Annotated in this window: 18 protein-coding genes; 13 read left to right on the top strand and 5 right to left on the bottom strand. The window is 47.8% G+C overall.

The window, feature by feature from the left end:
* Positions 1–18 precede the first annotated feature (18 nt).
* Positions 19–879, top strand: a complete 861-nt coding sequence (locus tag LEUMU_RS0118015) for a D-amino-acid transaminase (RefSeq protein WP_022953697.1) — start codon at positions 19–21, stop codon at positions 877–879.
* 45 nt (positions 880–924) lie between these two features.
* On the opposite strand, the gene LEUMU_RS26715 is transcribed toward LEUMU_RS0118015, so the two are convergent.
* The gene (locus tag LEUMU_RS26715) at positions 925–1,539 is read right to left on the bottom strand and encodes a tetratricopeptide repeat protein (protein ID WP_022953696.1); all 615 of its coding nucleotides are present in this window, start codon (positions 1,537–1,539) and stop codon (positions 925–927) included.
* A 180-nt stretch (positions 1,540–1,719) separates the two neighbouring features.
* On the opposite strand from LEUMU_RS26715, the gene speA reads away from it, so the two are divergent.
* The 9 genes from speA to LEUMU_RS0117965 all read left to right on the top strand — a co-directional run bounded on the left by speA (position 1,720) and on the right by LEUMU_RS0117965 (position 13,926).
* Complete coding sequence (gene speA / locus LEUMU_RS0118005) at positions 1,720–3,642, top strand: biosynthetic arginine decarboxylase (protein WP_022953695.1); 1,923 nt, start codon at positions 1,720–1,722, stop codon at positions 3,640–3,642.
* A 47-nt stretch (positions 3,643–3,689) separates the two neighbouring features.
* Positions 3,690–4,898, top strand: a complete 1,209-nt coding sequence (locus LEUMU_RS0118000; protein WP_022953694.1) for a saccharopine dehydrogenase family protein — start codon at positions 3,690–3,692, stop codon at positions 4,896–4,898.
* Between the two features lie 2 nt (positions 4,899–4,900).
* Positions 4,901–6,067: a carboxynorspermidine decarboxylase gene (gene nspC, locus LEUMU_RS0117995; protein WP_022953693.1), complete on the top strand. Its 1,167-nt coding sequence runs from the start codon at positions 4,901–4,903 to the stop codon at positions 6,065–6,067.
* 182 nt (positions 6,068–6,249) lie between these two features.
* Positions 6,250–7,296, top strand: coding sequence for an alpha/beta fold hydrolase (locus LEUMU_RS0117990; RefSeq protein WP_022953692.1), 1,047 nt, complete (start codon positions 6,250–6,252; stop codon positions 7,294–7,296).
* Positions 7,297–7,316: 20 nt separating this feature from the next.
* Positions 7,317–8,768, top strand: coding sequence for a pyridoxal phosphate-dependent decarboxylase family protein (locus LEUMU_RS0117985; RefSeq protein ID WP_022953691.1), 1,452 nt, complete (start codon positions 7,317–7,319; stop codon positions 8,766–8,768).
* 250 nt (positions 8,769–9,018) lie between these two features.
* Entirely contained in the window at positions 9,019–11,004 is a 1,986-nt protein-coding gene (locus LEUMU_RS0117980) for a sensor domain-containing diguanylate cyclase (RefSeq protein ID WP_169446455.1), read from the top strand.
* Between the two features lie 113 nt (positions 11,005–11,117).
* Positions 11,118–11,633, top strand: a complete 516-nt coding sequence (locus LEUMU_RS0117975) for a M23 family metallopeptidase (protein WP_022953689.1) — start codon at positions 11,118–11,120, stop codon at positions 11,631–11,633.
* Positions 11,630–12,331 (top strand): response regulator transcription factor, encoded by a 702-nt coding sequence (locus tag LEUMU_RS0117970; protein WP_022953688.1) that lies wholly within the window; start codon positions 11,630–11,632, stop codon positions 12,329–12,331. Before LEUMU_RS0117975 ends, LEUMU_RS0117970 begins: the two co-directional genes overlap by 4 nt.
* On the top strand, positions 12,322–13,926 hold the full coding sequence (locus tag LEUMU_RS0117965; RefSeq protein WP_026744897.1) for a sensor histidine kinase: 1,605 nt from the start codon (positions 12,322–12,324) through the stop codon (positions 13,924–13,926). The genes LEUMU_RS0117970 and LEUMU_RS0117965 overlap by 10 nt, the downstream gene beginning before the upstream one ends.
* A gap of 54 nt (positions 13,927–13,980) precedes the next feature.
* Here LEUMU_RS0117965 and LEUMU_RS0117960 read toward each other — a convergent pair whose 3' ends face one another.
* The 3 genes from LEUMU_RS0117960 to rimO all read right to left on the bottom strand — a co-directional run bounded on the left by LEUMU_RS0117960 (position 13,981) and on the right by rimO (position 17,150).
* Positions 13,981–15,030 (bottom strand): coproporphyrinogen III oxidase, encoded by a 1,050-nt coding sequence (locus LEUMU_RS0117960; protein WP_022953686.1) that lies wholly within the window; start codon positions 15,028–15,030, stop codon positions 13,981–13,983.
* A gap of 15 nt (positions 15,031–15,045) precedes the next feature.
* On the bottom strand, positions 15,046–15,735 hold the full coding sequence (gene bamJ / locus LEUMU_RS29330) for a BamJ family beta-barrel-assembly machinery protein (protein WP_022953685.1): 690 nt from the start codon (positions 15,733–15,735) through the stop codon (positions 15,046–15,048).
* 74 nt (positions 15,736–15,809) lie between these two features.
* On the bottom strand, positions 15,810–17,150 hold the full coding sequence (rimO, locus tag LEUMU_RS0117950) for a 30S ribosomal protein S12 methylthiotransferase RimO (RefSeq protein WP_022953684.1): 1,341 nt from the start codon (positions 17,148–17,150) through the stop codon (positions 15,810–15,812).
* A gap of 1,050 nt (positions 17,151–18,200) precedes the next feature.
* On the opposite strand from rimO, the gene LEUMU_RS0117945 reads away from it, so the two are divergent.
* Positions 18,201–19,106 carry a phosphoribulokinase gene (locus tag LEUMU_RS0117945; RefSeq protein WP_022953683.1) on the top strand — a complete coding sequence of 302 codons (906 nt, stop codon included), beginning with the start codon at positions 18,201–18,203 and terminating at the stop codon, positions 19,104–19,106.
* Positions 19,107–19,123: 17 nt separating this feature from the next.
* Here LEUMU_RS0117945 and LEUMU_RS0117940 read toward each other — a convergent pair whose 3' ends face one another.
* Positions 19,124–20,137: a CDP-6-deoxy-delta-3,4-glucoseen reductase gene (locus tag LEUMU_RS0117940; protein ID WP_022953682.1), complete on the bottom strand. Its 1,014-nt coding sequence runs from the start codon at positions 20,135–20,137 to the stop codon at positions 19,124–19,126.
* A 99-nt stretch (positions 20,138–20,236) separates the two neighbouring features.
* Here LEUMU_RS0117940 and LEUMU_RS0117935 point away from each other — a divergent pair, with 99 nt between their 5' ends.
* Together LEUMU_RS0117935 and LEUMU_RS0117930 are read left to right on the top strand one after the other, a co-directional pair.
* Positions 20,237–21,193 carry a hypothetical protein gene (locus LEUMU_RS0117935; RefSeq protein WP_022953681.1) on the top strand — a complete coding sequence of 319 codons (957 nt, stop codon included), beginning with the start codon at positions 20,237–20,239 and terminating at the stop codon, positions 21,191–21,193.
* A 557-nt stretch (positions 21,194–21,750) separates the two neighbouring features.
* The gene (locus LEUMU_RS0117930) at positions 21,751–24,624 is read left to right on the top strand and encodes a ribonucleoside-diphosphate reductase subunit alpha (RefSeq protein ID WP_022953680.1); all 2,874 of its coding nucleotides are present in this window, start codon (positions 21,751–21,753) and stop codon (positions 24,622–24,624) included.
* Positions 24,625–24,693 lie beyond the last annotated feature (69 nt).

Here is a 24,693-nt window from a genome sequence, read left to right as displayed (position 1 = left end):
TATTTTTGAGGGATTGTGATGAGCAGAATCGTTTATGTAAATGGTGAATTTGTTCCAGAAGCGGACGCCAAAGTATCAGTATTTGATCGTGGCTTTATGTTTGCAGACGGAGTCTATGAAGTATCTTCTGTATTGCGCGGCAAGCTGATTGAAAACAATGGCCACATGGTGCGCCTACGTCGCTCTTTATCTGAGTTAGAAATGCCATCACCGGCAACTGACGAAGAAATCGAAGCAATCCAAAAAGAGCTGATCAAGCGCAATAATCTGGATGAAGGTCTGGTTTACCTGCAAGTCACTCGTGGCGCAGCGGACCGTGACTTTGCTTATCCGAAAGGCGTTGCTCCGACTTTAGTGATGTTCACGCAAGCTAAGAACGTATTAGGCAACCCAATTTCTGAAACCGGTATTTCTGTCATCACGGTTGAAGATATCCGTTGGGGACGTCGCGACATTAAAACCGTTGGTTTGCTAGCGCCATGTATGGCAAAAATGCAGGCTAAAGCCGCTGGCGCAGATGATGCGTGGATGGTTGAAGATGGCTACATCACAGAAGGCAGCTCAAACAATGCCTACATCGTGACTGACAATGGCACGATTGTAACGCGTCAAATCGGCCATGAAATCTTAAATGGCATTACACGCCGTGCGGTATTGGCACTGGCAGAGAAGCATTCTTACAAAGTTGAAGAGCGTTTGTTCACGGTTGAAGAGTGCTACAACGCTGCAGAAGCTTTTGTAACCTCTGCGACTTTGTTCGTACAGCCGGTTGTGAAAATTGATGACAAGCAAATTGGCGATGGCCGTCCGGGTCTGGTTGCTCAGCAATTGCGTGAGCTATACATCGGCATGGCATTGGCTGAAGTTGAGTCAGCCTGATTGATCAGCGTTGCCTGACTCAGGCAACGCCTCGAAGGGGTCTCCTCAAATAAAGGGGAGATCTTCTTCTGCAATCGGCTCTGCGGGGATCATTAACAACAGCCCCCGACCTGGCAAATAAGGATGATAGCGCAAGGCTTTCAATAAACTTTCCTCAGCCAATTTACTTTTTCCCAGCTCCAGATAAATCTTACTACGCCCGATCAATGCGCCGAAATGTCTCGGCTCAAGCTTGAGTGTGGCCGCAATATCTTCCAGCGAGGTATCATATTGTTTCAACTGAAAATGCACCAAAGCTCGCTGATTCCACGCTTCCGCATACTTGGGCGAGCGACTAACAATGGTATCCAGTGTCTGCAAAGATTCGCTGTAGCGCTGTTCTTGTATTTCCAGCATGGCCCGATCCATTAACGCGCCGATTTCAGTGTCATCGGGCGTCATCCAAATGCGCCAAATTTCCTGCTCATGGTCCTGCGCTTCCTGCTTGCTTTTAGAATGACGCAAGGCATCAAACAGGGTATCTAATTGGTTGTGCTGGATCGCGTTCAGACCACGATTTGGTTTCGTGGCATATTCGATCGAGTCCTCTGCAAATGCGGGTGGAAACAGTAGCGCCCCACTGGCAATCAGAGCGGTCATCGTGCGTAAAATCCGGGTCATGCCACTCACCTTTTTGGTTGCTTAAATCCGATTATAGGAGACCTGCCGTAATTTGAACAATTATCATTAATGTTTCACTGGTGTTAAATAAATTGATGCCAGGGGCTTTGTGGTAGCGCCTAAGACAATAAGTGTTACAATCTTTGTCTCTAATTTTCTGAACCGTGGAAACTTTCCTTAATGACTAATTTGCAACAGCCTCAAGACTGGACCGTAGAAGATAGTGCCGACCTGTATGGCATCCGGGAGTGGGGCGCGGGTTATTTTGATCTGACAGAAGATGGCAACGCTGCCGTCACGGTTGAGATTAATGGCAAGACAATTACCGTGGCGATTATGGATATCGTTCAGGGTATGCAAGATCGTGGCATGGAAATGCCGTGCATATTGCGGATTGAAAACTTGCTGGATTTCCGGATTACCGAGCTTAATGAAGCCTTTGCAGCAGCTATTGAGTTAGTGGGCTACCAAAACCATTATCGCGGCGTATTCCCGATTAAGGTGAATCAGCAATGCCATGTGGTTGAGGAGATCGCCAACTTCGGTAGTCGCTATAACCACGGTTTAGAAGCCGGCAGTAAAGCCGAGCTAATTATCGCCCTATCGCAGCTCACCGATCACGAAAGCCTGATCATTTGTAACGGCTACAAAGATGCCGAATTCATTGAGCTAGGCCTGTATGCCCGTCAGATCGGCATTCGCTGCTTCTTCGTGCTAGAAACGCCAACCGAGCTGCCAATCATTATCGAGCGCAGTAAAGCGCTGGGCATCGAGCCACTAATTGGTGTGCGCTTGCGCTTATCGACCACGGTTGATGGCCACTGGAAAGATGACAGTGGCGACCGCTCTATTTTCGGCCTTTCAACCTCCGCACTACTGGATGTGGTTGATGAGCTAAAAAAGCATGATATGTTGCATTGCCTGCAATTACTGCACAGCCACCTTGGCTCGCAAATTCCGAACATTCGCAATGTACGGACCGGTGTGGCGGAAGTCTGCCGTTTCTACTGCGGTTTGGTGAAAGAAGGCGCGCCAATGGGCTATCTTGACCTCGGTGGCGGATTAGCCGTGGACTATGAAGGAAGCAGCAGTAACAGCACTCACAGCATGAACTATCAGCTGGACGAGTACTGCGTGAATATCGTTGAAACCGTGGCGGAAGCCATGAACAGCGAAGAGGTTGCGCATCCGGTATTAGTTTCCGAATCTGGCCGCGCCACCGTGGCGTACTCGTCCATGCTGCTATTTAATATTTTGGATGTGCGCAATCAAACGCCTGCGCCAATTCCTGCTGAAATTAATGAAGACAGCCCGGAAGTCCTGCACAGCTTATTTGCGCTGAAAGGCACGATTAATATCGATAACTTTCAGGAGTGCTACAACGACTCCATTTATTACCGCGATGAAGTGCGTGAATTATTCCATCGTGGTCATGCCACTTTGCGTGATCGTGCGCTGGCTGAAAACATTAATCTCTCAGTACTCGGCGATATCGCCAAGCTATTGCCAGAGATGACGCGAATTCCTTCTGAGCTGGAAAATTTACCGGAGCTGCTGTCCGATATTTACTACGGCAACTTCAGTCTGTTCCAGTCGCTACCAGATGTGTGGGCGATTGATCAGCTATTCCCGATTATGCCAATTCATCGCTTAAATGAAGAGCCAACGCGTCAGGCGACCATCGCGGATATTACCTGCGACTGCGACGGCAAGATCGACAAATTCTCATTGCCAACCGGCCATGCTAATACCTTGCCACTTCATGAAATCAAGAAGGATGAAGAGTATTACATGGGCGTATTCTTAGTCGGTGCCTATCAGGAAACACTGGGCGATTTACACAATCTGTTTGGCGACACCAACGTGGTCAGCGTCAAGATCGAAGAAGAAGATGGTGGCTACAACTTCCAGCGTGAGTTTGAGGGTGACAGCATTTCTGATGTACTCAGCTATGTGGAGTACAACCCAACAACCATGCAGGAACAATTCCGCAAGAAAGCAGAAGCGGCAGTGCGTGACGGCAAGATTACAGTCGCCATGCGCAAACAAATGATGAAAGCTTTCCGTGAGAGCTTGCAAGGCTACACCTATTTCGAGCGCTAAGCGCCGAAGTAGCTCCCGACGATAAACTCATAATTCAGGAATTTTATATGTCTAAAAAAGTCATGATTATTGGCGCCGGTGGTGTTGGCGGAGTGGTTGCACACAAATGTGCGCAGCTGCCGGAAGTTTTTGGTGAGATTATTCTTGCCAGCCGTACCGAAGCTAAGTGTAAAGCGATTGCCGCTCAACTAAGCCGTGAAATTGCAACCGCGCAAGTGGATGCGGATAACGTTCCCGAGTTGACTGCATTGTTAAAAAAAGAGCGCCCCGACTTGGTGATCAATGTGGCACTGCCATATCAGGATCTGACCATTATGGATGCCTGTCTGGCAGCCGGTATCGATTATATGGATACGGCTAACTACGAGCCGTTGGATACCGCCAAGTTTGAATACAAATGGCAGTGGGAGTATCAGGAGCGCTTTAAAGAGGCAGGCTTAACGGCATTGCTGGGTAGTGGTTTTGACCCTGGCGCGACGAATGTCTTTACAGCTTACTTGGCTAAGCATTACTTCGATGAAATTCACGAGTTGGATATCATTGATGTCAACGGCGGCGATCATGGCTATCCATTTGCGACTAACTTCAATCCGGAAATTAACATCCGTGAAGTCACCGCAGAGTGTCGCCATTGGGAAAACGGTGAGTTTGTTACTACGCCTGCGATGTCCAAAAAAGCGAGCTTTACCTGTCCGGAAGATGTGGGTACTTACAATATTTACCGCATGTACCACGAAGAGCTGGAATCACTTAGCAAGCACTTCCCATCACTGAAGCGTGCGCAGTTCTGGATGAGCTTTGGTGACAGCTACCTGAAGCACTTGGAAGTACTGGGCAATGTGGGCATGACAGGCATTGAGCCGGTGATGTACAACGGTCAGGAAATTGTACCGATTCAATTCTTGGCAAAAATGCTACCAGACCCATCCAGCCTTGGCCCTCGCACTAAAGGCAGAACCTGCATTGGTTGTGTGGTGCGCGGCGTGAAAGATGGCAAAGAGAAGGTCGTGTACCTGTACAACACCTGCGATCACCAAGAGTGCTATAAAGAAGTCCAGTCTCAGGCGATTTCTTACACTACCGGTGTACCTGCCATGATTGGCGCCAAGATGATTCTTGAAGAAAAATGGAAAGCGCCGGGCGTTTGGAATATCGAGGAGTTCGATCCAGACCCATTCATGGAAGACATGAACAAGTACGGCCTGCCATGGAAAGTGATTGAGCTGGATGAGTTCAATCTGGATCAGGACGCTTAATCGTGCAGTTTACCGACTTTAGCAAGCTGGATCTCAACAGCCTGCCTTCTCCCTGCTTTGTAGTGGATGAGGTGGCTGTTGAGCGCAATCTGGCGATCTTAAAGCAGGTGGCCGATGCGTCGGGAGCCAAAGTGCTCGCGGCGCTCAAAGCCTTTTCCATGTGGCATCTTGCACCACTGACTGGCCAGTATTTAAACGGCACTTGCGCCAGTGGCTTACACGAAGCACGGCTGGGCCATGAAGAATACGGCGGGGAAGTGCATGTATTTTCGGCGGCCTACAGTGCGGCGGACTTACAAGAGCTATTAGGCTTTGCAGACCATGTCGTCTTTAACTCCATGAGACAGTGGCAACGCTTTCAGCCCATGATTAAAGAAGCACTTGCTGAGCGCCCTTCCATGCAATTTGGCTTGCGGATTAACCCTGAGCATTCTGAAGGCGCGGTACCAATTTATGACCCTTGCGCTCCAGGCTCTCGCTTAGGTATTCCCTTATCGCAGCTGGATGAAACGCAGCTAGATGGCATTAGCGGACTGCATTTTCACACTTTGTGCGAGCAAGGTTTTGAGCCGTTATCGCGTACACTGGATGCGGTTGAAGAGAAGTTCGGTCATTTGCTGCCACAAATGCAATGGGTGAATTTTGGTGGTGGTCATCACATTACTGCGCCAGGCTACCAGCTGCATGAATTGATTGAGCGGATTAAAGCATTCTCAGCAAAATACGATGTGCAAGTGTATCTGGAGCCAGGTGAAGCGGTGGCTATTGGCACCGGCGTGTTAGTGGCTGAAGTCTTAGATATTACTTGGAATCAGGTCGATCAGGCGATTTTAGACATCTCGGCCACCTGCCACATGCCGGATACGCTGGAAATGCCATACCGGCCCGATATCAGCGATTCAGGTGAGGCCGGAGAGTTGGCTCACACCTACCGTTTAGGTGGTTTGACGTGTTTAGCTGGTGATGTGATCTCGGATTACAGTTTTGCCGAGCCATTACAGGTTGGCCAACGCCTGATATTCGAAGATATGGCACATTACACCATGGTAAAGACCACAACCTTCAATGGCACACGCTTACCGGCCTTAGTTATATGGAATTCTAATACCAATAACTTCAAGACGGTCCGTGAGTTTGGTTATCTTGATTTTAAGCAACGCTTATCATAGATTAACCCTTTCGTTATGGTGCTGCTTAAATTCCGTACTATCAACAACTTAGCTAATCATATCCATAAAAAAAACCACTGTTAGCGCAGTGGTTTTTTGCTTGTATAAGGCCATCGTTCGGCTAATGATGGTTTAGGGGCTATCCCCTTATAATACTTATACAACACAGGAGTGTTTAACTAATGGATGCGACTATAGGGAAGTTGACGCTACATTCAGGACAGGAATTAAAGAATGTCACCATGTCATACAGCACGTATGGCGAAATGAATCATGATAAAAGCAATGTCATTTTACTGTTTCATGTACTTACCAGCTCCCACCAAGCGGTGAGAGAGCAAAACGGCAATAAGGCCGGCGCATTGAGTGAAGGCTGGTGGGATGCCTTTATCGGGCCGGGCAAAACCTTAGATACCAATCAATTCTGCATTATTTGCATAAACTACCTCGGCGGCTGCAATGGCAGTTTCGGACCACTCAGCATTGATGCGGATACCGGTCAGGCTTATGGCGAACACTTTCCGGACATTTGCCTGAAAGACATCGTAAGCTCACAGATTGCGGTCTTGGATGTACTGGGTATTGAGAACCTGTATGCCGTGGTTGGCCCTTCTTTAGGTGGCCTGCTGGCGTTGGAATTTGTCTGCCAAGCACCGAACCGTACGCAACGGGTGATCTCCATTGCCTCCAGCCACCGGATTCCACCCACTCAAATTGCGATTAACTTCGAACAGATTTTAGTGCTTAACACGCTGAAAGAGGCGGGCTGCGATGACAAGCTAAGAATGGCGATCGCACGCATGATTTCCATGAAGACCTTTCTGGTACCGGAAAATATCGACACCAATACCAATGCCATTCCTAAAAAGGACTTATCCTGCAGTGGCTACACGCTGAAGCACCCGCTGGAGAAATTCCTGCATTGGAATACCCTCTCATTCCACAAGCGCTTCTCTGAGCACTCGTATATGGCACTACTCAAAGCCATGAATCAATACCAGCTGGAAGGACCAAAGCCTGCCAGCTTACAACATCAGCGCTGGTTGATTTTGTCGATTGATGATGACCGTTGCTTCCCGAAAAGCGAGCAAGAGGCACTGATTAACTACCTGAAGCCGCATGTGGTGGACTACCAGCACCATACCGCAACCTCCTTAAGTGGTCATGATTCCTGCCTTCAGGAAGCCCACTTATACCAGTCAACGATCAGTAATTTTCTGAGTCATTAATCCAAAGGAGGGGAAAATCAATGTCACAACAACCATTCGACTGGAACAACCAACAATGGGATGAGGCCTTAGGGGTATTTGGAAAACTAGTCAAAGAAGCCTCCGGTAACTGGGAATCTCGCGACCCGATTCCAACAATCGATTCACATACCGACATACTCAGCCACTATCAAAGCGAGGTGCCTGCCAGCGGTCAATCGCTGGATAGCTTACTGCCCAAGCTAGAGCACTTGGTGGAAAACAGCGGCTACAACAATCATCCAAAGTTTCTAGCCTATATTACCGCTGCCGCTGATCCTATCGGCGTGATGGGTGACTTTTTAGCCGCTGCTATTAATCAAAATCCCGGCATTAGCCAAATCGCACCCGCTGCCTCAGCCATCGAAATGCAAACACTGAGCTGGTTTAAAGACATGATGGGCTACGATAAAGAGGCTTCCGGCATCTACTCCAGTGGCGGCCAGTTTGCCAATATTCTGGCGCTTAGCGCCGCGCGCAATCACAAGATTCCGAATGTGCGCAGCGAAGGCCTGCCAGCCGGGCAAAAGTACGCATTTTATGTCAGCAACCAAGCGCACTATTGTCATAAACAAGCGCTGGAAATGCTCGGATTTGGCAGTAATAGCCTGCGTTCGGTGCCAGTTACGCCAGATTACCTGATTAATATTGAGGTTTTAGAGGCTTTAATTGAAGAAGATATCGCCAACGGTGTGATTCCGATTGCCATTATCGCCAATGCCGGTTCAGTGGGCTGCGGAATGGTCGATCCGATCGTTAAAATGGTCGAGCTCGCCAAGCGCTATGACATCTGGTTACACGCCGATGGGGCTTATGGCGCACCGGCAGTCATTACCCGCTATGCCAGCGATGATTTGAAGGCGATTAGCCAAGCAGACTCGATTGCATTTGACCCACACAAGTGGTTTTACTCGCCAGTGGGCGCAGGGGTTACCTTGCTGAAGCGCGGGCGTGATCTGGTCAATACCTTTAGTGCGCAGCCTAGCTATGTGCAGAAGAATCCGGAAAGTGAAATCATCGATTTTATTGATTACACGCCGGAGAATTCACGACCTTTCAGGGCGCTAAAAATCTGGCTGGGAATCCAATATCACGGCTTGGATGCTTATCGGGAAATGATGGAACACGACATCGCCATCATCCATGAAGCGGCTGAATTAATTAAAGCGACACCCTCGCTTGAGTTAATTATGGAGCCGGAGTTATCCGTGGTTTGCTGGCGCTATAATCCACGCGAAACCTTGGATAAGGAACAACTTAGCAAACTGCAGTTAGCCATTGTTGAAAAGCTTAGCCAGCATGAGCAAACGCTGATTTCCAGGGCGGAGCTACTGGATGGCAGTGTGGTTATGCGGGCCTGTAGCGTCAACTTCAGGACAACTCAGGCAATGCTGAACGACATCGTGAAGCAGTCAGCAAATTGGGGCGCAACGCTCGAAAATAACTTGCTGTAAGTTTAGCCAACCTAGGTATAAGCGCCATCTATCGCGCTTATACCACCACCCACAACACCAATCACTACCCTTCGGCGGGCGGCCGAATTTGTTCAGTCAATAATTACATTCCATAACACATAATGATCGCAATTATAAAAAATATGGTAATGTTGACGACGGTGGGGATTAGCATTAACTCTGCGTCAAAATCAGTTCCAAATTAACCTTGGATGATCAATGTGCCGAATCGATGTGGGTTTTTGGTGGCATGAATAATAAAAGTACCAATATGGATAAAAGCGGCTCTAAGCGCAACTCGTTGAAGTCAGTCGTTTACAAACAATTTCTAAAGGCGTCCCTTATTCCTATCCTAGGTGTAGAGGTGCTGCTTATCGTTCTTTACTTCACTAGCATTTATTACACGACAGAAAAAAGTTTGGACATTTTGTATACAAATGCTAAAGAAAGCCTCGAAAATCTGTCCTTCGCCGAAGCGCGAAATTTGGGACACCAGCTTAAAGAAGTTAACCGCGACGCCCTACAGCTACAAAAAGAACAACAAGACTTGTTCCAACATGCCGATCGACTACTACCTAATATTGATGCACCGGCTTTAACGGTCGCTCACAATGGCGTCACCTATAAGACGAACCAGCAAGGCTCTAGCATTTTCGTTTCGAGGGGGACCAAAGTAACTCCCTCGGTGATTAATCGTATTCGCCTGACAGAGGCGATGGATAGCAGCTTTGCCAGTATCTCCGACAACAACCCCAGTATTACCAGCGCCTATTTCAACTCCTGGGATAGTTTCAGCCGCTTTTACCCATTCATAGACAATGTTTACGAGGCCTTTGAACCGACTTTACGGATTGATGATGCGCCTTTTTATCTGGAAGCAGATGCAGAACATAACCCCAGCCGCAAGCCTGTCTGGACTAGTGCATACTTTGATCCTGCCGGCAGTGGATGGATCACCTCGGCCATTGTTCCGATCTACAATGGTGACTTTCTGGAAGGTGTGACTGGCTTAGATATTACGATCAAAAGCTTCACTCAGCAGATTATGTCCAAAGAGCTGCCATGGGAAAGTGGTCCTTTTGTGCTGGATGACAAGGGAACCGTCCTGGCGATGTCTGATGCGTTCAAGAACATTTTGGTATCGGATAAGGATTCCAATATTGCACAGCAAGAATCATCAGACGCCTCTAACGAACGAAAGCACTACAATATATTCGAGGCGAAAGACTCGTTTGCTCCTAATTTTGCCAAGCTATTTAAGGGCGAACAGAAATCCAGCGAGTTTGTAATCAACGGTAAAAAGTTTCTGGCCACACAGCAAACCATTAATGAGACGGGCTGGCGCCTGATGGTGCTCACGCCACTGGACAATGTTTACGCACCCATTTACCAACAGCAACAAGAGTACACCGACTTAGGCCTACTGCTGGTGCTGCTAATTCTCAACTTTTACGTGGTGTTCTTTATCTACTTGCTGATTGCTTCTAAAGAGCTGTCGAATCGTATTACCCGACCGATTAATAAGATCTCCCAGTACATTTCTCGCTTTAACAAGAGCGATCATAAAGAACTGGATAGCATGCATGTGAATATCAAAGAGCTGGATGACCTGCTGGATCTGAATGTTGAAATCCAAATTGCCAAAGATAAGTACCGCGGCATGAATCGGGAAATGAAGCATAAAAACAAACAGCTGGAACGCTTAGCAATCACCGATCAATTAACCCAGGTCTATAACCGCCTGAAACTAGACGAAGTACTAGGCTACGAGCTGGCGCGTGCCAAACGGGATAAAAACCCGATGTCAGTCACCCTGCTGGATATCGATAAATTCAAACTGGTCAACGACAATTTTGGCCACCAAGTGGGTGATAACGTCCTGATTAAAGTCTCCAAACTACTGCTCAGTCATATCCGAAAAACGGACATTCTAGGCCGCTGGGGTGGTGAAGAGTTTTTGATTTTATTCCCCAATACCTCGCTTGAAAATGCCACCAAACAGGCTGACAAGCTTAGACTCTTAGTCGCAGAAACTGACTTTGGCCTAGGTAGTCCGATTACGATCAGCTTAGGGGTTGCCTCCTGTGCTGACGCCAATTGCGAGCGAATCATTGTTGAGCATGCGGATCAGGCACTCTACCGTGCTAAGCATAATGGCCGTAACCGGGTTGAGTTTTATGACTCATCTTCCAAGCAATCCAATTTGCTCTCCCAGCCCATCAGCTCTGCAAAGTAAGCGTACAGCAGCGGCTTACGGGCCGCTGTCTGCACAAAACCTGCAAATTAAATACGCTGAATTAACAAAGCCCTCCGGTTGTCTTTTTGTCCCAATCAAGGACAATCAGACCCATGAGAGCTTTAATCCTATTCGCCATCCTAATATTTCTGCTGGGCTTTTTGCCCAATGAGCAGCGCGTTATGCCGGTATCCGGCGCGACCGAACGCGACTGGAATCCACAATCATTTTGGTACAGCCCTTGGGGCGTTTCAGGCATGCATAAAGGGATTGATATTTTCGCCAGGCGCAGTACACCCGTTTATGCCACCACCGATGCCATAGTGCTCTACAGCGGTTATTATGGCATTGGCGGCAATGTCGTTTACATGCTCGGCGCTAACTGGCGTTTCCACTATTACGCGCACCTTGAAAGCGTGAATGTCTCTGCCTTTACGCCGGTATCAGCGGGTGAACAAATCGGCTCTGTCGGCACCAGTGGCAATGCACAGGGAAAGTCACCACATCTGCACTACACCATTCGCAGTGCTTTCCCACGCGTTTGGACCTACGATAATCGCTACGTTGCACCGTGGAAGCGAACCTTCTTTTTAGACCCCGGAAAATTCTTAACTGGAGCACCCCAATGACGGATAAAACAATTCTGGTGGTCGATGATGACTCACACATTCGTGAAGTCATTCGTTTCGCACTGGAAAAAGCGGGAATGCAGGTAGTTAATGCTGAAAATGGCCAGCAAGCGGTGGATATATTCCCGCAAACGGACTGCGACCTCATTGTGCTGGATATCAATATGCCAGAGATGGATGGGCTGGCTTGTTGCCGTGAAATTCGCAAAACCTCCGATGTGCCAATTTTGTTTTTATCATCCCGTGATGATGAGATTGACCGCATTTTAGGCCTTGAGATTGGTGGCGATGATTATGTGACCAAGCCCTTTAGCCCCCGTGAATTGGTGGCGCGTATCAATGCCATTTTAAAACGCACTCAAACTGCAGCCCCGCAAGCACCAACGACACAAGCGCACTGTTTAAACCACGGCCAAGTACAACTGGATACCGAACAACATGCGGTGAGCTGGCAGGACAAGCCAATCAGCCTCACTGCGACCGAATTTGCGATTCTGGAACAATTTATGCGCCATCCTAACAAGGTGTTTAGTCGCGACAGCATTATGAGTGGCGCGTACCAGTTTAATATCCATGTGAGCGACCGCACGATCGACAGCCATATCCGACATATTCGCAGCAAATTTAATGCCGCCGGTTGCGAGAGCATTATCGAAACCTTGCACAGTGTCGGCTACAAGCTTGCGTCATGCGAATAAACGCCAAACCTAGCAGCCGGCGACTATTTCGTTTACGTACTATTTTATTAGTGGTGATGCTGTCGGTGTTACTACTGCCGGTTGCCAGCGTGTATCTGTTTCGTTTTTATGAGAATGAATTAGTCCGGCGCACCGAAGCGCAATTAATCGACCAATCTGCGGCACTGGCGGCTATTTTCCGTGAATTGAGGCGAGAACCAAGCGCTCTACTAACACACTCCCAACGCCAATATAATCAGGACTTCTACACACCGATTAATCCAATACTAGAGCTTTCCACCCAAACTGTATTACCACGGCGCGATATCGCCAGAGCCACACAACAAGCGATTGCCGCGAAAGACTGGCAAGTTGGCTTGCGCATGCAAAATATCCTATTAAACACCCAGCGTTATACCTTGGCGGGTATGAGAGTGCTGGATGCTAAAGGCATTGTGATTGCAGGACGCGCAGAAGTCGGCCAATCCTTAAGCCATGTGCTGGAAGTACGTAATGCCTTATCCGGAAACTACCGTGCAGTGATTCGTGAGCGGGTTTCAGATGAGCCTCCGCCGCCGCTCGCCTCGATCAGTCGCGGCACGGGCATTCGGGTATTCACCGCTTTTCCAGTGATTGAGCAAGGTGAAATACTGGGCGTGATTTACCTCTCACGCACACCACAAAATATCCTCAAGCACATGTATCAGATTCGCGGCAAACTCACACTGCTGGGCTTGTTGCTGCTATTTGTGACCGGCTTACTGGTGTTATTTATTTCCTCGCGCTTGTCACGACCGATTCGTGAGCTGATTGAGCAAACACAACATATTGCCCGTGGCGAGCGCAATACCATTGCGGTGTTAAAGCAGCCCGGTACGTATGAGCTGGCACAACTCTCACAAAGCTTTGCTGAAATGTCCGAAGCGCTGCATGAGCGCTCGCTCTATATTGACCGCTTTGCCTCACATGTCTCGCACGAATTCAAAACACCGTTAACCGCCATGCAAGGGGCGCTGGAATTACTACAGGAACATGCGGATGACATGCCCCCCGAACAGCGGAAGCTTTTTTTAAACAATTTATATGAAGATACCCAGCGCTTACGCCGACTCGTCAGTCGCTTATTAGAGCAGGCGAGGGCAGATGCCTTGCAACCCTCTGCGGAAGGCACACGGCTGTACCCGATACTCATCATGCTACGGTCGCGTTATATCGAGCGCTCACTCGTCATCAAATCAAGCACACAGGCCATTTCAGAGAAACAGACATCATCAGTCGGGCCATGCCTAAACATCGCACCAGTGGCCTTAGAAACGGTTTTAGGAAACCTATTTGAGAACAGCCTGCAACATGGCGCTAATCAGGTGGATATCAGCTGGGAAACCGATCAATCAGTCTGCCGCATTATCGTGCAAGACAATGGCAGAGGTATTTCAAAAGCCAATCAGGACAAGGTGTTCACACCATTTTTTACCACGCAACGTGAGCAAGGTGGTACGGGCTTAGGATTGGGAATCGTGCAGTCTTTACTACAAACCTGGAAGGGGTCTATCCGACTACTGGAAAGCGAACGGGGCGTCCGCTTTGAAATAACCCTGAAGCTGGTTCAGGGTTAACATTATCTCTGACAATCCATTCAATTAAGCACAATTAAATAGATTTAAACGCTGTTAGCTGTGATTAGCCACAGTTGGCGGAATAACATTTGCCGTTGCTTGTAAGTCCAGCGCAGCGGGATGTTTCCGGTAGTGTTCGCGCATTTCAATAGCCAATGACTCTTTTACAAAGCTATCAATTTTACTCGCACCCAACTCACCTTCTGGCTCCGGCGTAAACTTCAGCAAGCGATCCAACAATGCATCTTGCGGCGATGGCATTTTATTGCGCCATGATGCCAGCAGTGCCTTATCAATACGCGCCGGTAATGAGCCCAAAATACCGATATCATTTTGATCATGAATCAGCAATCCAGAGGTCGTTCCACGGTCTAAGGTCAATACTTGCAGGAAGTATAAAGTGTGGTATTCCAACTGCTTACGGTAATCCGCTTCTTTAGGAACCGGATTGTTATTAATCGCCGCTTCCAGTATATCCGCATAGCCATCAATCACTTTGCTAATGACTTGCTCGGCTAAAGCAAAATCTGCTTCAGCATCATCGGTTGCATAGTTTTCCAGATAGAAATGACAAACACCGCGATGGCGCTGCAAGGCTGGAATAAAGAAATAACGATCGCCCTGCGCACAGGCTTCATCTAACTGATGCGGTGCGGCATCGTGCAGGACTTGTTTAAAGCGCGCCGTGGCAATCGGATCTTCAATGGCAGGGTTTAAATCCGCCATGATTCGCCAATAGCCTTCGCCAGACTTCATTTCAGTCCAGCTCACATGCAAATGCATGGAAGGTGCCAGCGGGTTTTGCGGATGAATGATACTCGACAAAGCCGTGGCCGAAGCCAGTGACTTTGCCGGATCATCATCGTACTGGATTTGCGATACATTCACTGAGCCACGGTTAAACACCGCCGCATCATTGGCGACATATCGCATTCCGCCGCCATGCCGGCCCTCGTTGCGAAACCATTCCACTGGCTCGAAAGCACTGTTAGTGCCCGCTGCCTGACTAATTGCTTCCATTCGAGCAACAAGTTGTTGCTGCAAACGAACCACTAACTCATTCGCGCGCTGTGCTGAAGATGATTTTGCCTCGAGCCGTTGCATGGCTGCCTCCGTTGTTTATTTATCCGCGTCTGGTTTTACGATATCCAGCAGCTCCACTTCAAAAATCAGTGTCTCGCCTGGTCCGATATTGCCACCTGCGCCCTGATCACCATAAGCCAGTTCAGAAGGAATCACAAAGCGATATTTACTACCAACGCTCATTAATTGCACACCTTCAGTCCAGCCTGGAATCACTTGATTCAAACCAAACTGCGCTGGCTCACCACGGTCATATGAGCTGTCAAACACAGTGCCATCCAGCAAACTGCCTTTGTAATGTACTTTAACCTGATCAGTCGCAACAGGCTTATCACCTTCTGCCGCAGTCAATACTTCGTACTGGATGCCGCTGTCAGTTTCTTTAACGCCTTCACGCTTTTTATTTTCAGCCAAGTAAGCTGCACCGGCTTCTTTTGCTTTCGAGGAAGAAGCGGCTAAAGCACGGTCTTCGCTCTGCTGCATGGCTTGATGTGCTTCATCCATCGTCAAGACAGTGGTTTCGCCTTTATGTTGAGCACGGATACCTTCCAACAATACAAAATAGTTAATGTTTTCAGAGTATTGCTTAAGAATGCGGTCACCAATCAACATACCCAAACTATAGCTTAGGCGGTCATCATCATTGGTCAGCTTTAAGTCTTCAGCCTGCACTAAACCTGCAGTCATTGATAAACTCAGCGCGGCGGCAATCAGCGTCTTTTTCATGTAATAATCCTATCTATTTTTTGATGATTTTCAATACAGATACGCACAGTATAGTGCAAATTTTCAATGAAGCACTACTCTACTAGCGTGCCCCACAAGTCATGCTCATCGGCATGTGTAATATCGACTTCGACAAACTGGCCCGGTTCCAACATTTCGCCTTCAATGTGAACCACGCCATCAATTTCCGGTGCATCCATCTTACTGCGGGCAATCGTCAGATCTTCCCCAACGTCATCCGTGAGTACCGTCATACGCTGGCCTACTCGTGATGACAAAATACTGGCACTGATTTCAGCCTGCACTTCCATAAAGCGCTCCAGACGATCTTGTTTGACGTCTTCCGGAACATGATTCGGTAAATCATTGGCTGTCGCGCCATCCACTGGAGAGTACGTAAAGCAACCAACACGGCTCAGCTTGGCTTCCTGAATGAAGTCCAACAACATCTGGAAATCTTCTTCTGTCTCGCCGGGGAATCCCGTGATAAAGGTACTGCGCACCGTAATATCCGGGCAGATCTCACGCCATACGCGTAAACGATCCAATACTTTCTCAGCGTGAGCCGGGCGACGCATATCTTTCAGAATACGTGGGCTGGCATGCTGGAATGGAATATCCAAGTACGGCAAAATTTTGCCTTCAGCCATTAATGGAATCAGCTTATCAACGTGTGGGTAAGGGTATACATAATGTAAGCGCACCCAAACACCCAACTCACCCAATGCTTCAGACAACTGCTGAATGTGGGATTTCATCGGACGGCCATTGTAGAAGCCCGTCTGATATTTCACATCAACACCATAAGCACTGGTATCTTGTGACACCACTAACAATTCTTTAACACCGGCCTTAACCAGATTCTCAGCTTCTTGCATTACATCGCCCACCGGACGGGTGACTAAATCCCCGCGCATTGAAGGGATAATGCAGAAAGAACAGCGGTGGTTACAGCCTTCAGAAATTTTCAGGTAAGCATAATGACGAGGTGTCAGCTTGATACCTTGCGGCGGAACCAGATCAATAAACGGATTATGATTTTGTGGTGGTTTAATGGTGGAACGAACAGCAGTCATTACTTCTTCATAAGCATGAGGGCCACTCACTGCCAAAACACCAGGATGCGCATCCAATACTTTTTGAGAGTCTGCACCTAAGCAGCCAGTCACGATGACTTTACCGTTTTCTTGCAGGGCTTCACCGATCGCATCCAGTGATTCTTCAACCGCTGCATCGATAAAACCACAGGTATTTACAATAACGACATCTGCGCCGTCATAATCAGGGCTAATTTCGTACCCTTCGGTGCGCAACTGTGTCAGAATCCGCTCCGAATCCACCAGAGCCTTAGGGCACCCCAGACTTATCATGCCTACGCGGTTATTTTTAGGTTGATCTTGTGTTGCTTTAATCATGAATCTGGACGCTCTGGGGATAAATCGGGTCATTGTACACCAAACTTTCCTCGTATGAATCAGAGAGTAGGGCATCGACGTGTGAATGATGTTAGCAACTGGCTCACATCACTGCGCTTAAGATCTGGTAATGTGCGGTGCGCAATGAGTGGACAAACACAATATATAGTGTTTTAACATTCACACAGACCATATTGACTTATTCACAAGTATTGTTTTTTGTAATATTTTTTTAACATAGCGTGGATAAACATTAATAGACGTTCATTTAAATTTATAAGCCATTGATTTAATAAGAATTACCAGAATTCAAACGAACACGTTAGAAATCCGGCCAAACGACAAAACCCTAAGCCCAGTAAACACTTATCAAAGTCATCCACAAAGTTATCCACAGGATGCCGTGGATAAATCAGTTGAATTAGATATTTCAAACACAAACAATAGCTTAGCTTTGTTGTGGCTCTAAATACCGCCTTTCGTCTAAACGGTGTTAAACCGGTTAATTGGCTCAGATCGACGCGTTAATTAGCTGAATTTCTGCTTAATCGAAACTGAACGAGACACTACAGCAAGTTACCTCTAATCCGAAGCTTGCACAGTTATGCACATCATTCATATTTTGTTCATAATCTTCTAAAATAACGGATTGGATACTAAAAATTAGCCAAATTATTTTTATAAGTGATTGTTTAAATTAAACTTATGAATAAATACTAAAAACCAGTCAAATACCCGAAAACAGGCTTTTATAGGGGTCTATCCCAGTTAGCTAAAGTGTATCAACAGAGTTATCCACAGAGTTATCAAAAATGGGGATAAACGCTTCTGTCAAGTTTGTTCAGACTGAAATAAACATTTAAGTATTAGTTTTATCACTCATTCGGGTTAGTTTGTCTTGCACTGAGTCATGTAAAGTGTTCATTTATTACTCTAAAAATACCGAAAAACAAGGTATTGGTGAGATGTTCCCCTTTTGCGGTAGTCTGCTTTAGTGTTCTAATAGCACTTACTTCGACTACCCGCGTCAGCCCGCCGGAGAGCCCAACCATGTCAGCGAAACACCCCATTGTTGCAGTCACCGGCTCGTCTGGTGCTGGAACCACTTATGTGCGAGATGCCTTTATCAACATCTTTCGCCGCGAAGGCATCAAGGCGGCCATTATTGAAGGCGACAGCTTTCACAGCGTCACTCGCGAAGAGTTTAAACAGCGCGTTGTTGAAGAAGCCCAGCAAGGCAACAACCACTACAGTCACTTCGGCCCCGAAGCCAATGACTTTAAAGCGCTGCAAGAAACCTATCGGCAATATGGCGAAACCGGCGAAACGCGCCGTCGCTACTACCTACATAATGAGTTGCGCGTTAGAGAACACAGCAAGCGACTAGGCCTCGAATTAGATGCCGGCAATTTTACGCCGTGGGAAGATGTACCAACAGGCTCTGACTTACTGCTATATGAAGGTCTGCATGGCAATGTAGTTGACGAAGCGCAAGGCGTAGACACTTCGAAGTTTGTGGATTTGGGAATTGGCGTCGTGCCAAGTGTCAACCTGGAATGGATTCAGAAGATCCATCGCGATCACTCACATCGCGGCTATGATGAAAAACAGGTGATTGAAACGATTTTGCGTCGAATGCCGGATTATGTGCATTACATCACACCGCAATTCTCATTAACTGACGTCAACTTTCAGCGTGTACCCATGGTGGATACCTCAAATCCCTTTGTGTCCAGAGATATTCCCTCGCTGGACGAGAGCAAAGTAGTAATCCGCTTTAAGTCGCCATCCAAATACAATATCGACTTTCCGTTTCTGCTGAGCATGATTGAGCATTCGTTTATGTCACGCCGCAATACGATTGTCGTGCCCGGCAATAAAATGTCGCTGGCCATGGAGACCATTCTCACGCCGATTTTGGAAAAGCTGCTGTCACAAAGTAAGCGCCTGCAATAAGTGCAAGCGCCCTGCTTTCAGTCGTCCTGACTGTACTCAAAGGAATCTGAAAACAGCTGCTCGCTGGGCAAGCCTTGCTGTAAAAACTGCTTACGCGCCGCCACTATCATGGCCGGAGGGCCTGCCATATACACATCGTAAGCCGCAAGGTTAGGGATATCATTGGCGACCGCTTCGTGCACATAACCGGTTCTGCCAGCCCAATGATCACCAGGCTTAGCCGCTGAAAGCACAGGAATAAATTTGAACACGCCCGGCTTTACCCATCGCTCAGCCAGCTCTCGCATGTACAAGTCCTGCTCAGCCAGCGCTCCCCAGTAAAACAGAATAGGGCGCGTGTCTCCCTCTGCCTGCAATTGCTCAACCATGCCTTTGATGGGCGCAAAGCCAGTACCACCTGCAATCATCAGCAATGGTCGGTTGGATTCTGCACGCACATAAAAATTTCCCAAGGGCGCTTCCAGCCGCACTAAGGAGTTTTCCTTAAGCTTCGAAAATACCATTTCCGTAAACTCGCCATCAGGCACATGTCGAATGTGTAGCTCCAGAAACTCATCATGTACCGGCGCATTGGCAATGGAGAATGAACGACGACGTCGATTGCGTAGCAGAAAGTCCAGATATTGTCCGGCACGAAACATCAGGCGCTCGGTTGCAGGCAATACCAAGCGCATTTGCATAACATCTGGCGCTAGCTTTTTGAGTGAGATCACTTTCGCTGGAAGCGTTTTAACTCGGATTTCTTCACGACTGCGAATTTCCCGCACATCAAGAATCAGATCAGAGCGCGCCTCGGCGACACAAAATAAGGCTTTACCCTCCTCGCGCTCGCTTTCCATCAAGCCCAGCGGCAAGCCATCCGGAAATTCAATCTTGCCTTCCAACACTTTGCCAAAGCAGGTTCCACAAGAGCCACCACGGCAGCCATAGGGGAATAAAATGCCATGTTTTAACGCGCCATCCAGTATCGACTCGCCTTCCTCAATATTAAATTGGTGTCCGCTCGGCTGAATCGTTACCTGATATGTCATTAGACTTTTTTCCTAGCTCGGAGAATTATTTCAAATTTGCACAATCTTACCCAATAGATCAGTTAAAATCTGCAAAACCATCATATCAAGGAGCGTTTGATGAGATCGATCCAAATCAGTGCCGCATGCCTGACCTTATTGCTACTAACCGCCTGTAGCGATGAGCCAGATTCAAGTGAAACACAAGCCCAGGCACCACTCGTTATTGAAGAGAGTGCCGACCGTTTACCACCGGTTGAGCTAAAAATTCCGGGCGTCGATGGCGACACCGACGTTACCCTTATGCCAGCAGAGGACGATGTCATTCCTGCACCTGGCCAAGTCGCTGAGGAAGCATTAGTCCCCGGACAGCCTGTTCCTACAATGGATATTCCACGCCCGTTGATCCTAAGCGATGTGGTGCATTCACGCTTTAGTGGTTTGCTGGAAGGCCCCAGTGGCGCACCGATTTTAGATTCAGTGTTTTATCCTTTGGGTTGGTCATCTGACGGAAAATTGGCTTATGCCATTGAGCCACCTGATGAGGCGGTTGGTAGTTACTTTCTGAATGTTTACATTCAAGACTTGGTGACGGATAAGATTCTTTGGAAAGATAACTACCAAAGTGCGCCGGAGTCGAACCAAGGTCCACAAAGTTTTGCAGCGTATTGGATGGCGAATGAGAAAACCATTAATGAGCAGCTAGCGAAGTTCAAGATTAGCAAAGCAGAGAATAGCGCTTTGTATGCTGGCCCGATCAGTCAGGGTGATGATTCACTGGAATATAACGTCACTAAGAAACTGCGCGCGGAGCCAGATTTTGGCAATGTTGCGATGGTGAGTGAATATCAGGTGATTGTGCAGTCGGCTCAACGTGGCAGCAAAACCGTACACAGTGAAAAGTACGAAAAAATGAGCGGGATTATGGATGTTGAAGTCATCGGTTATCTGCGCGGTTCAGACCAAGAGCGAGTGGCGTTGTTAGTCGCTGGCGTGAAGCGCGGCTGGGAAGGCCCACCGCATGTGACTTGGTTTAAGGTGATCGGAACCAATCTGGTTCGGGGCTTTAAGAAATAAATCCTGAATGCATGAGCCGGTCTTGAGTCTTTACTTGAGGCCGGTTTATTCTCCGGTATTTTTTGTGCTGATTGATGACGCTATTCAAAAATTTAATCAAATAAAATAGACACTAATCACCACCACAACTAGACTCCGCCAACGTCAAAACCGATAAGCTCAGTCAGAACGAATATTGACGACGGGAAAAATTATCTAAAAACAAATCCTGAAAGCTTTTAAAACCCTTTGCTTCAGCACTTTAATGGCTTGATATTAACTTATTGGAGAATAGAGTTATACGATTGTTTTACAGCGGTTATCCACAACTTACTCACAGCTTGCCTGCAAGAGTAAACACTACATGTAGTAGTTCATACGTCGATTCAACACACTCTATAGTTTTCCAAGGCCCTTTGCGAGCACAAATTGTAGTTTTAGTCACAACTGGGCCATGATATAGTGACCGACAATCTGTTTGTCGTTGGTCTTATTCTTAATCATCGGCAATAATCTACAACACAGTTTTTAAATGCAGGCTAAAACCTGCTAGATCAAAGGCATAAAGGGCATAATCGATGAGCGCAGCAAGCGACAATCTTAAGTTTCCACAAGAGGCACTCGTGCCTGCAGCAAACACCGCCAACAAGCCTCAGGCAGTTGACAGTAACTATAAAGTTATTCGCCGTAATGGCAGTGTAACGCCGTTTGATCAAAGCAAAATTGAAGTCGCTTTGACCAAAGCATTCCTGGAAGTTGAAGGTGGCGTGGTTGCAGCCTCTTCCCGCGTTCATAAGGAAGTTAAAGAATTAGCCGCTCAAGTTGGCGATTCATTGTTCCGTCGCATGCCAGATGGCGGCGTGGTGCATATCGAAGATGTTCAGGACCAAGTTGAGCTGGCGCTGATGCGTTCTGGCGAGCAAAAAGTTGCTCGTAGCTACGTGTTATACCGCGAAGAGCGTTCACGTTTACGTGCTGAGAAAGAAGTTAAGCCAACTGGCAAAGGCAAGAAAGCCGTGGCAAACGTTATCAACGTTGTGTCTCTGAATGGCGACACTAAGCCTTTGGATATGAAGCGTCTGAAGAAAATCATCAATGAAGCCGTTTCTGGTTTAGAAGGCGTTAGCGCTGACGTACTGATGACTGATGTAACTCGCAATCTGTTTGATGGCATCAAAGAGAAAGACGTTGGATCTGCACTGGTCATGTCTGCTCGCGTGATGATCGAAAAAGATCCTAACTACTCTCAGGTTGCCGCACGTTTACTGATGGATACCATCCGCACTGAAGGGCTTACACTGCTAAACGGTCGCCCAACTGACGCGACTCAGGCTGAGATGAAGGGCATCTACCCTGAAATGCTGGCTAAATACATCCGCAAAGCGGTTGAGCTGGAATTAGTTGATGACGAACTAAGCCGTTATGACCTAGTAAAGCTGGGTAATGCGATTAAGCCACAGCGCGATCAGCAGTTTACTTACCTTGGCCTGCAGACACTGTACGACCGTTATTTCATCCATACCGATGGCGTGCGCTTTGAGCTGCCACAGATTTTCTTTATGCGTGTGGCAATGGGTCTGGCGATCAATGAAGTTCAGCGTGAAGAGCGTGCGATCGAGTTTTACGATCTGCTGTCTAGCTTCTACTTCATGAGCAGTACGCCAACGTTGTTCAACTCAGGTACCTTGCGCCCTCAGTTGTCTTCTTGCTACCTGACGACGATTCCAGATCACTTGAGCGGCATTTACGATGCGATTAAAGATAACGCACTGTTATCTAAATACGCAGGCGGCTTGGGTAACGACTGGACGCCAGTGCGTGGCTTAGGCTCACACATCAAAGGCACTAATGGAAAATCACAGGGAGTGGTTCCATTCCTGAAAGTGGCTAACGATACCGCTGTTGCAGTCAACCAAGGCGGCAAGCGTAAGGGTGCAGTATGTGCGTACCTGGAAACTTGGCACTTAGACATCGAAGAGTTCATCGAGCTGCGTAAAAATACCGGTGATGATCGTCGCCGTACGCACGATATGAACAGCGCGAACTGGATTCCTGACTTGTTCATGAAGCGTGTTGCAGAAGAGGGCGAATGGACCCTATTCTCACCCGATGACACCCCAGATCTGCATGATCTGTTTGGTTCTGCCTTTGAAGCGCGTTATGTTGAATATGAAGCAAAAGCAGCACGCGGCGAGATCAAATTATTCAAGAAACTCAAGGCGCTAGACTTGTGGCGTAAGATGTTGGGCATGTTGTTTGAAACAGGCCATCCTTGGATCACCTTTAAAGATCCTTGCAACATTCGTTACACCAACCAGCACGCTGGCGTGGTTCACAGCTCAAACCTGTGTACTGAGATCACCTTGCACACTAACGAAGATGAGATTGCGGTTTGTAACCTAGGCTCAATCAACCTGCCAGCGCATACCACTAAGAATGGTCTGGACATGAAGTTACTGAAGAAAACAGTAACGACTGCGATGCGTATGCTGGATAACGTCATCGACTACAACTACTACAGCGTGCCACAAGCGCGTCGTTCTAACCTGCAACATCGCCCGGTTGGTTTGGGTCTGATGGGCTTCCACGATGCGCTGTACAAGCAGGACTTAGTGTATGCCTCACAAGGTGCCGTGCAGTTTGCTGATACCAGTATGGAAGCAGTGTCTTACTTTGCGATCAATGCATCGAACGAGCTGGCTAAAGAGCGTGGCGCATACCCAAGCTTCAAAGGTTCTTTATGGGATCGCGGTATTTTGCCAATCGACTCTCTGGAACTGCTGCAAAAAGAGCGTGGTGATTACCTGCAAATCGACAAGTCCAGCACTTTGGATTGGGACACGCTGCGTAAATCAGTACAAGCTGACGGCATGCGTAACTCGAACGTGATGGCGATTGCTCCTACCGCGACGATTTCTAACATCTGTGGTGTAAGTCAGTCGATCGAACCGACTTATCAGAATCTGTATGTTAAATCGAATCTGTCGGGTGAGTTCACGGTTGTGAATCCTTACATGGTTGAAGAGCTGAAGAGCTTGGATTTGTGGGATGACGTGATGATCAACGACCTGAAATACTTCGATGGTAGCTTGCAGCAGATCGATCGCATTCCGGCAAATGTTCGTGAAAAGTACGCGAGCGCCTTTGAAATCGACCCTCGTTGGTTGGTTGAAGCGGGCAGCCGTCGTCAAAAATGGATCGACCAAGGTCAATCATTGAACCTGTACATGGCTGAGCCATCCGGTTCTAAAATGGATAATCTGTATAAGCTGGCTTGGGTACGCGGCCTGAAAACTACCTATTATCTGCGTTCTATGGGCGCTACTCACATGGAGAAAACTTCTGGTGACGAACCAGTTGCATCTAGTCGCGAACTGCCTGATAATGCCGCGCCAAAAGCGGCACCTAGTGCTTGTTCAATCCTAGACCCAGAGTGTGAAGCATGTCAGTAAAACGTAAATTTGCATCCCGTAGTACCGCAAACCGTATGAAAAAGACAACCGCGCGACTGAATACTACGC

The organism is Leucothrix mucor DSM 2157, assembly GCF_000419525.1.
Taxonomy (GTDB): domain Bacteria; phylum Pseudomonadota; class Gammaproteobacteria; order Thiotrichales; family Thiotrichaceae; genus Leucothrix; species Leucothrix mucor.
The sequence above is the reverse complement of the archived record's forward strand: the minus strand, read 5'-3'. Positions and strand labels throughout refer to the sequence as shown.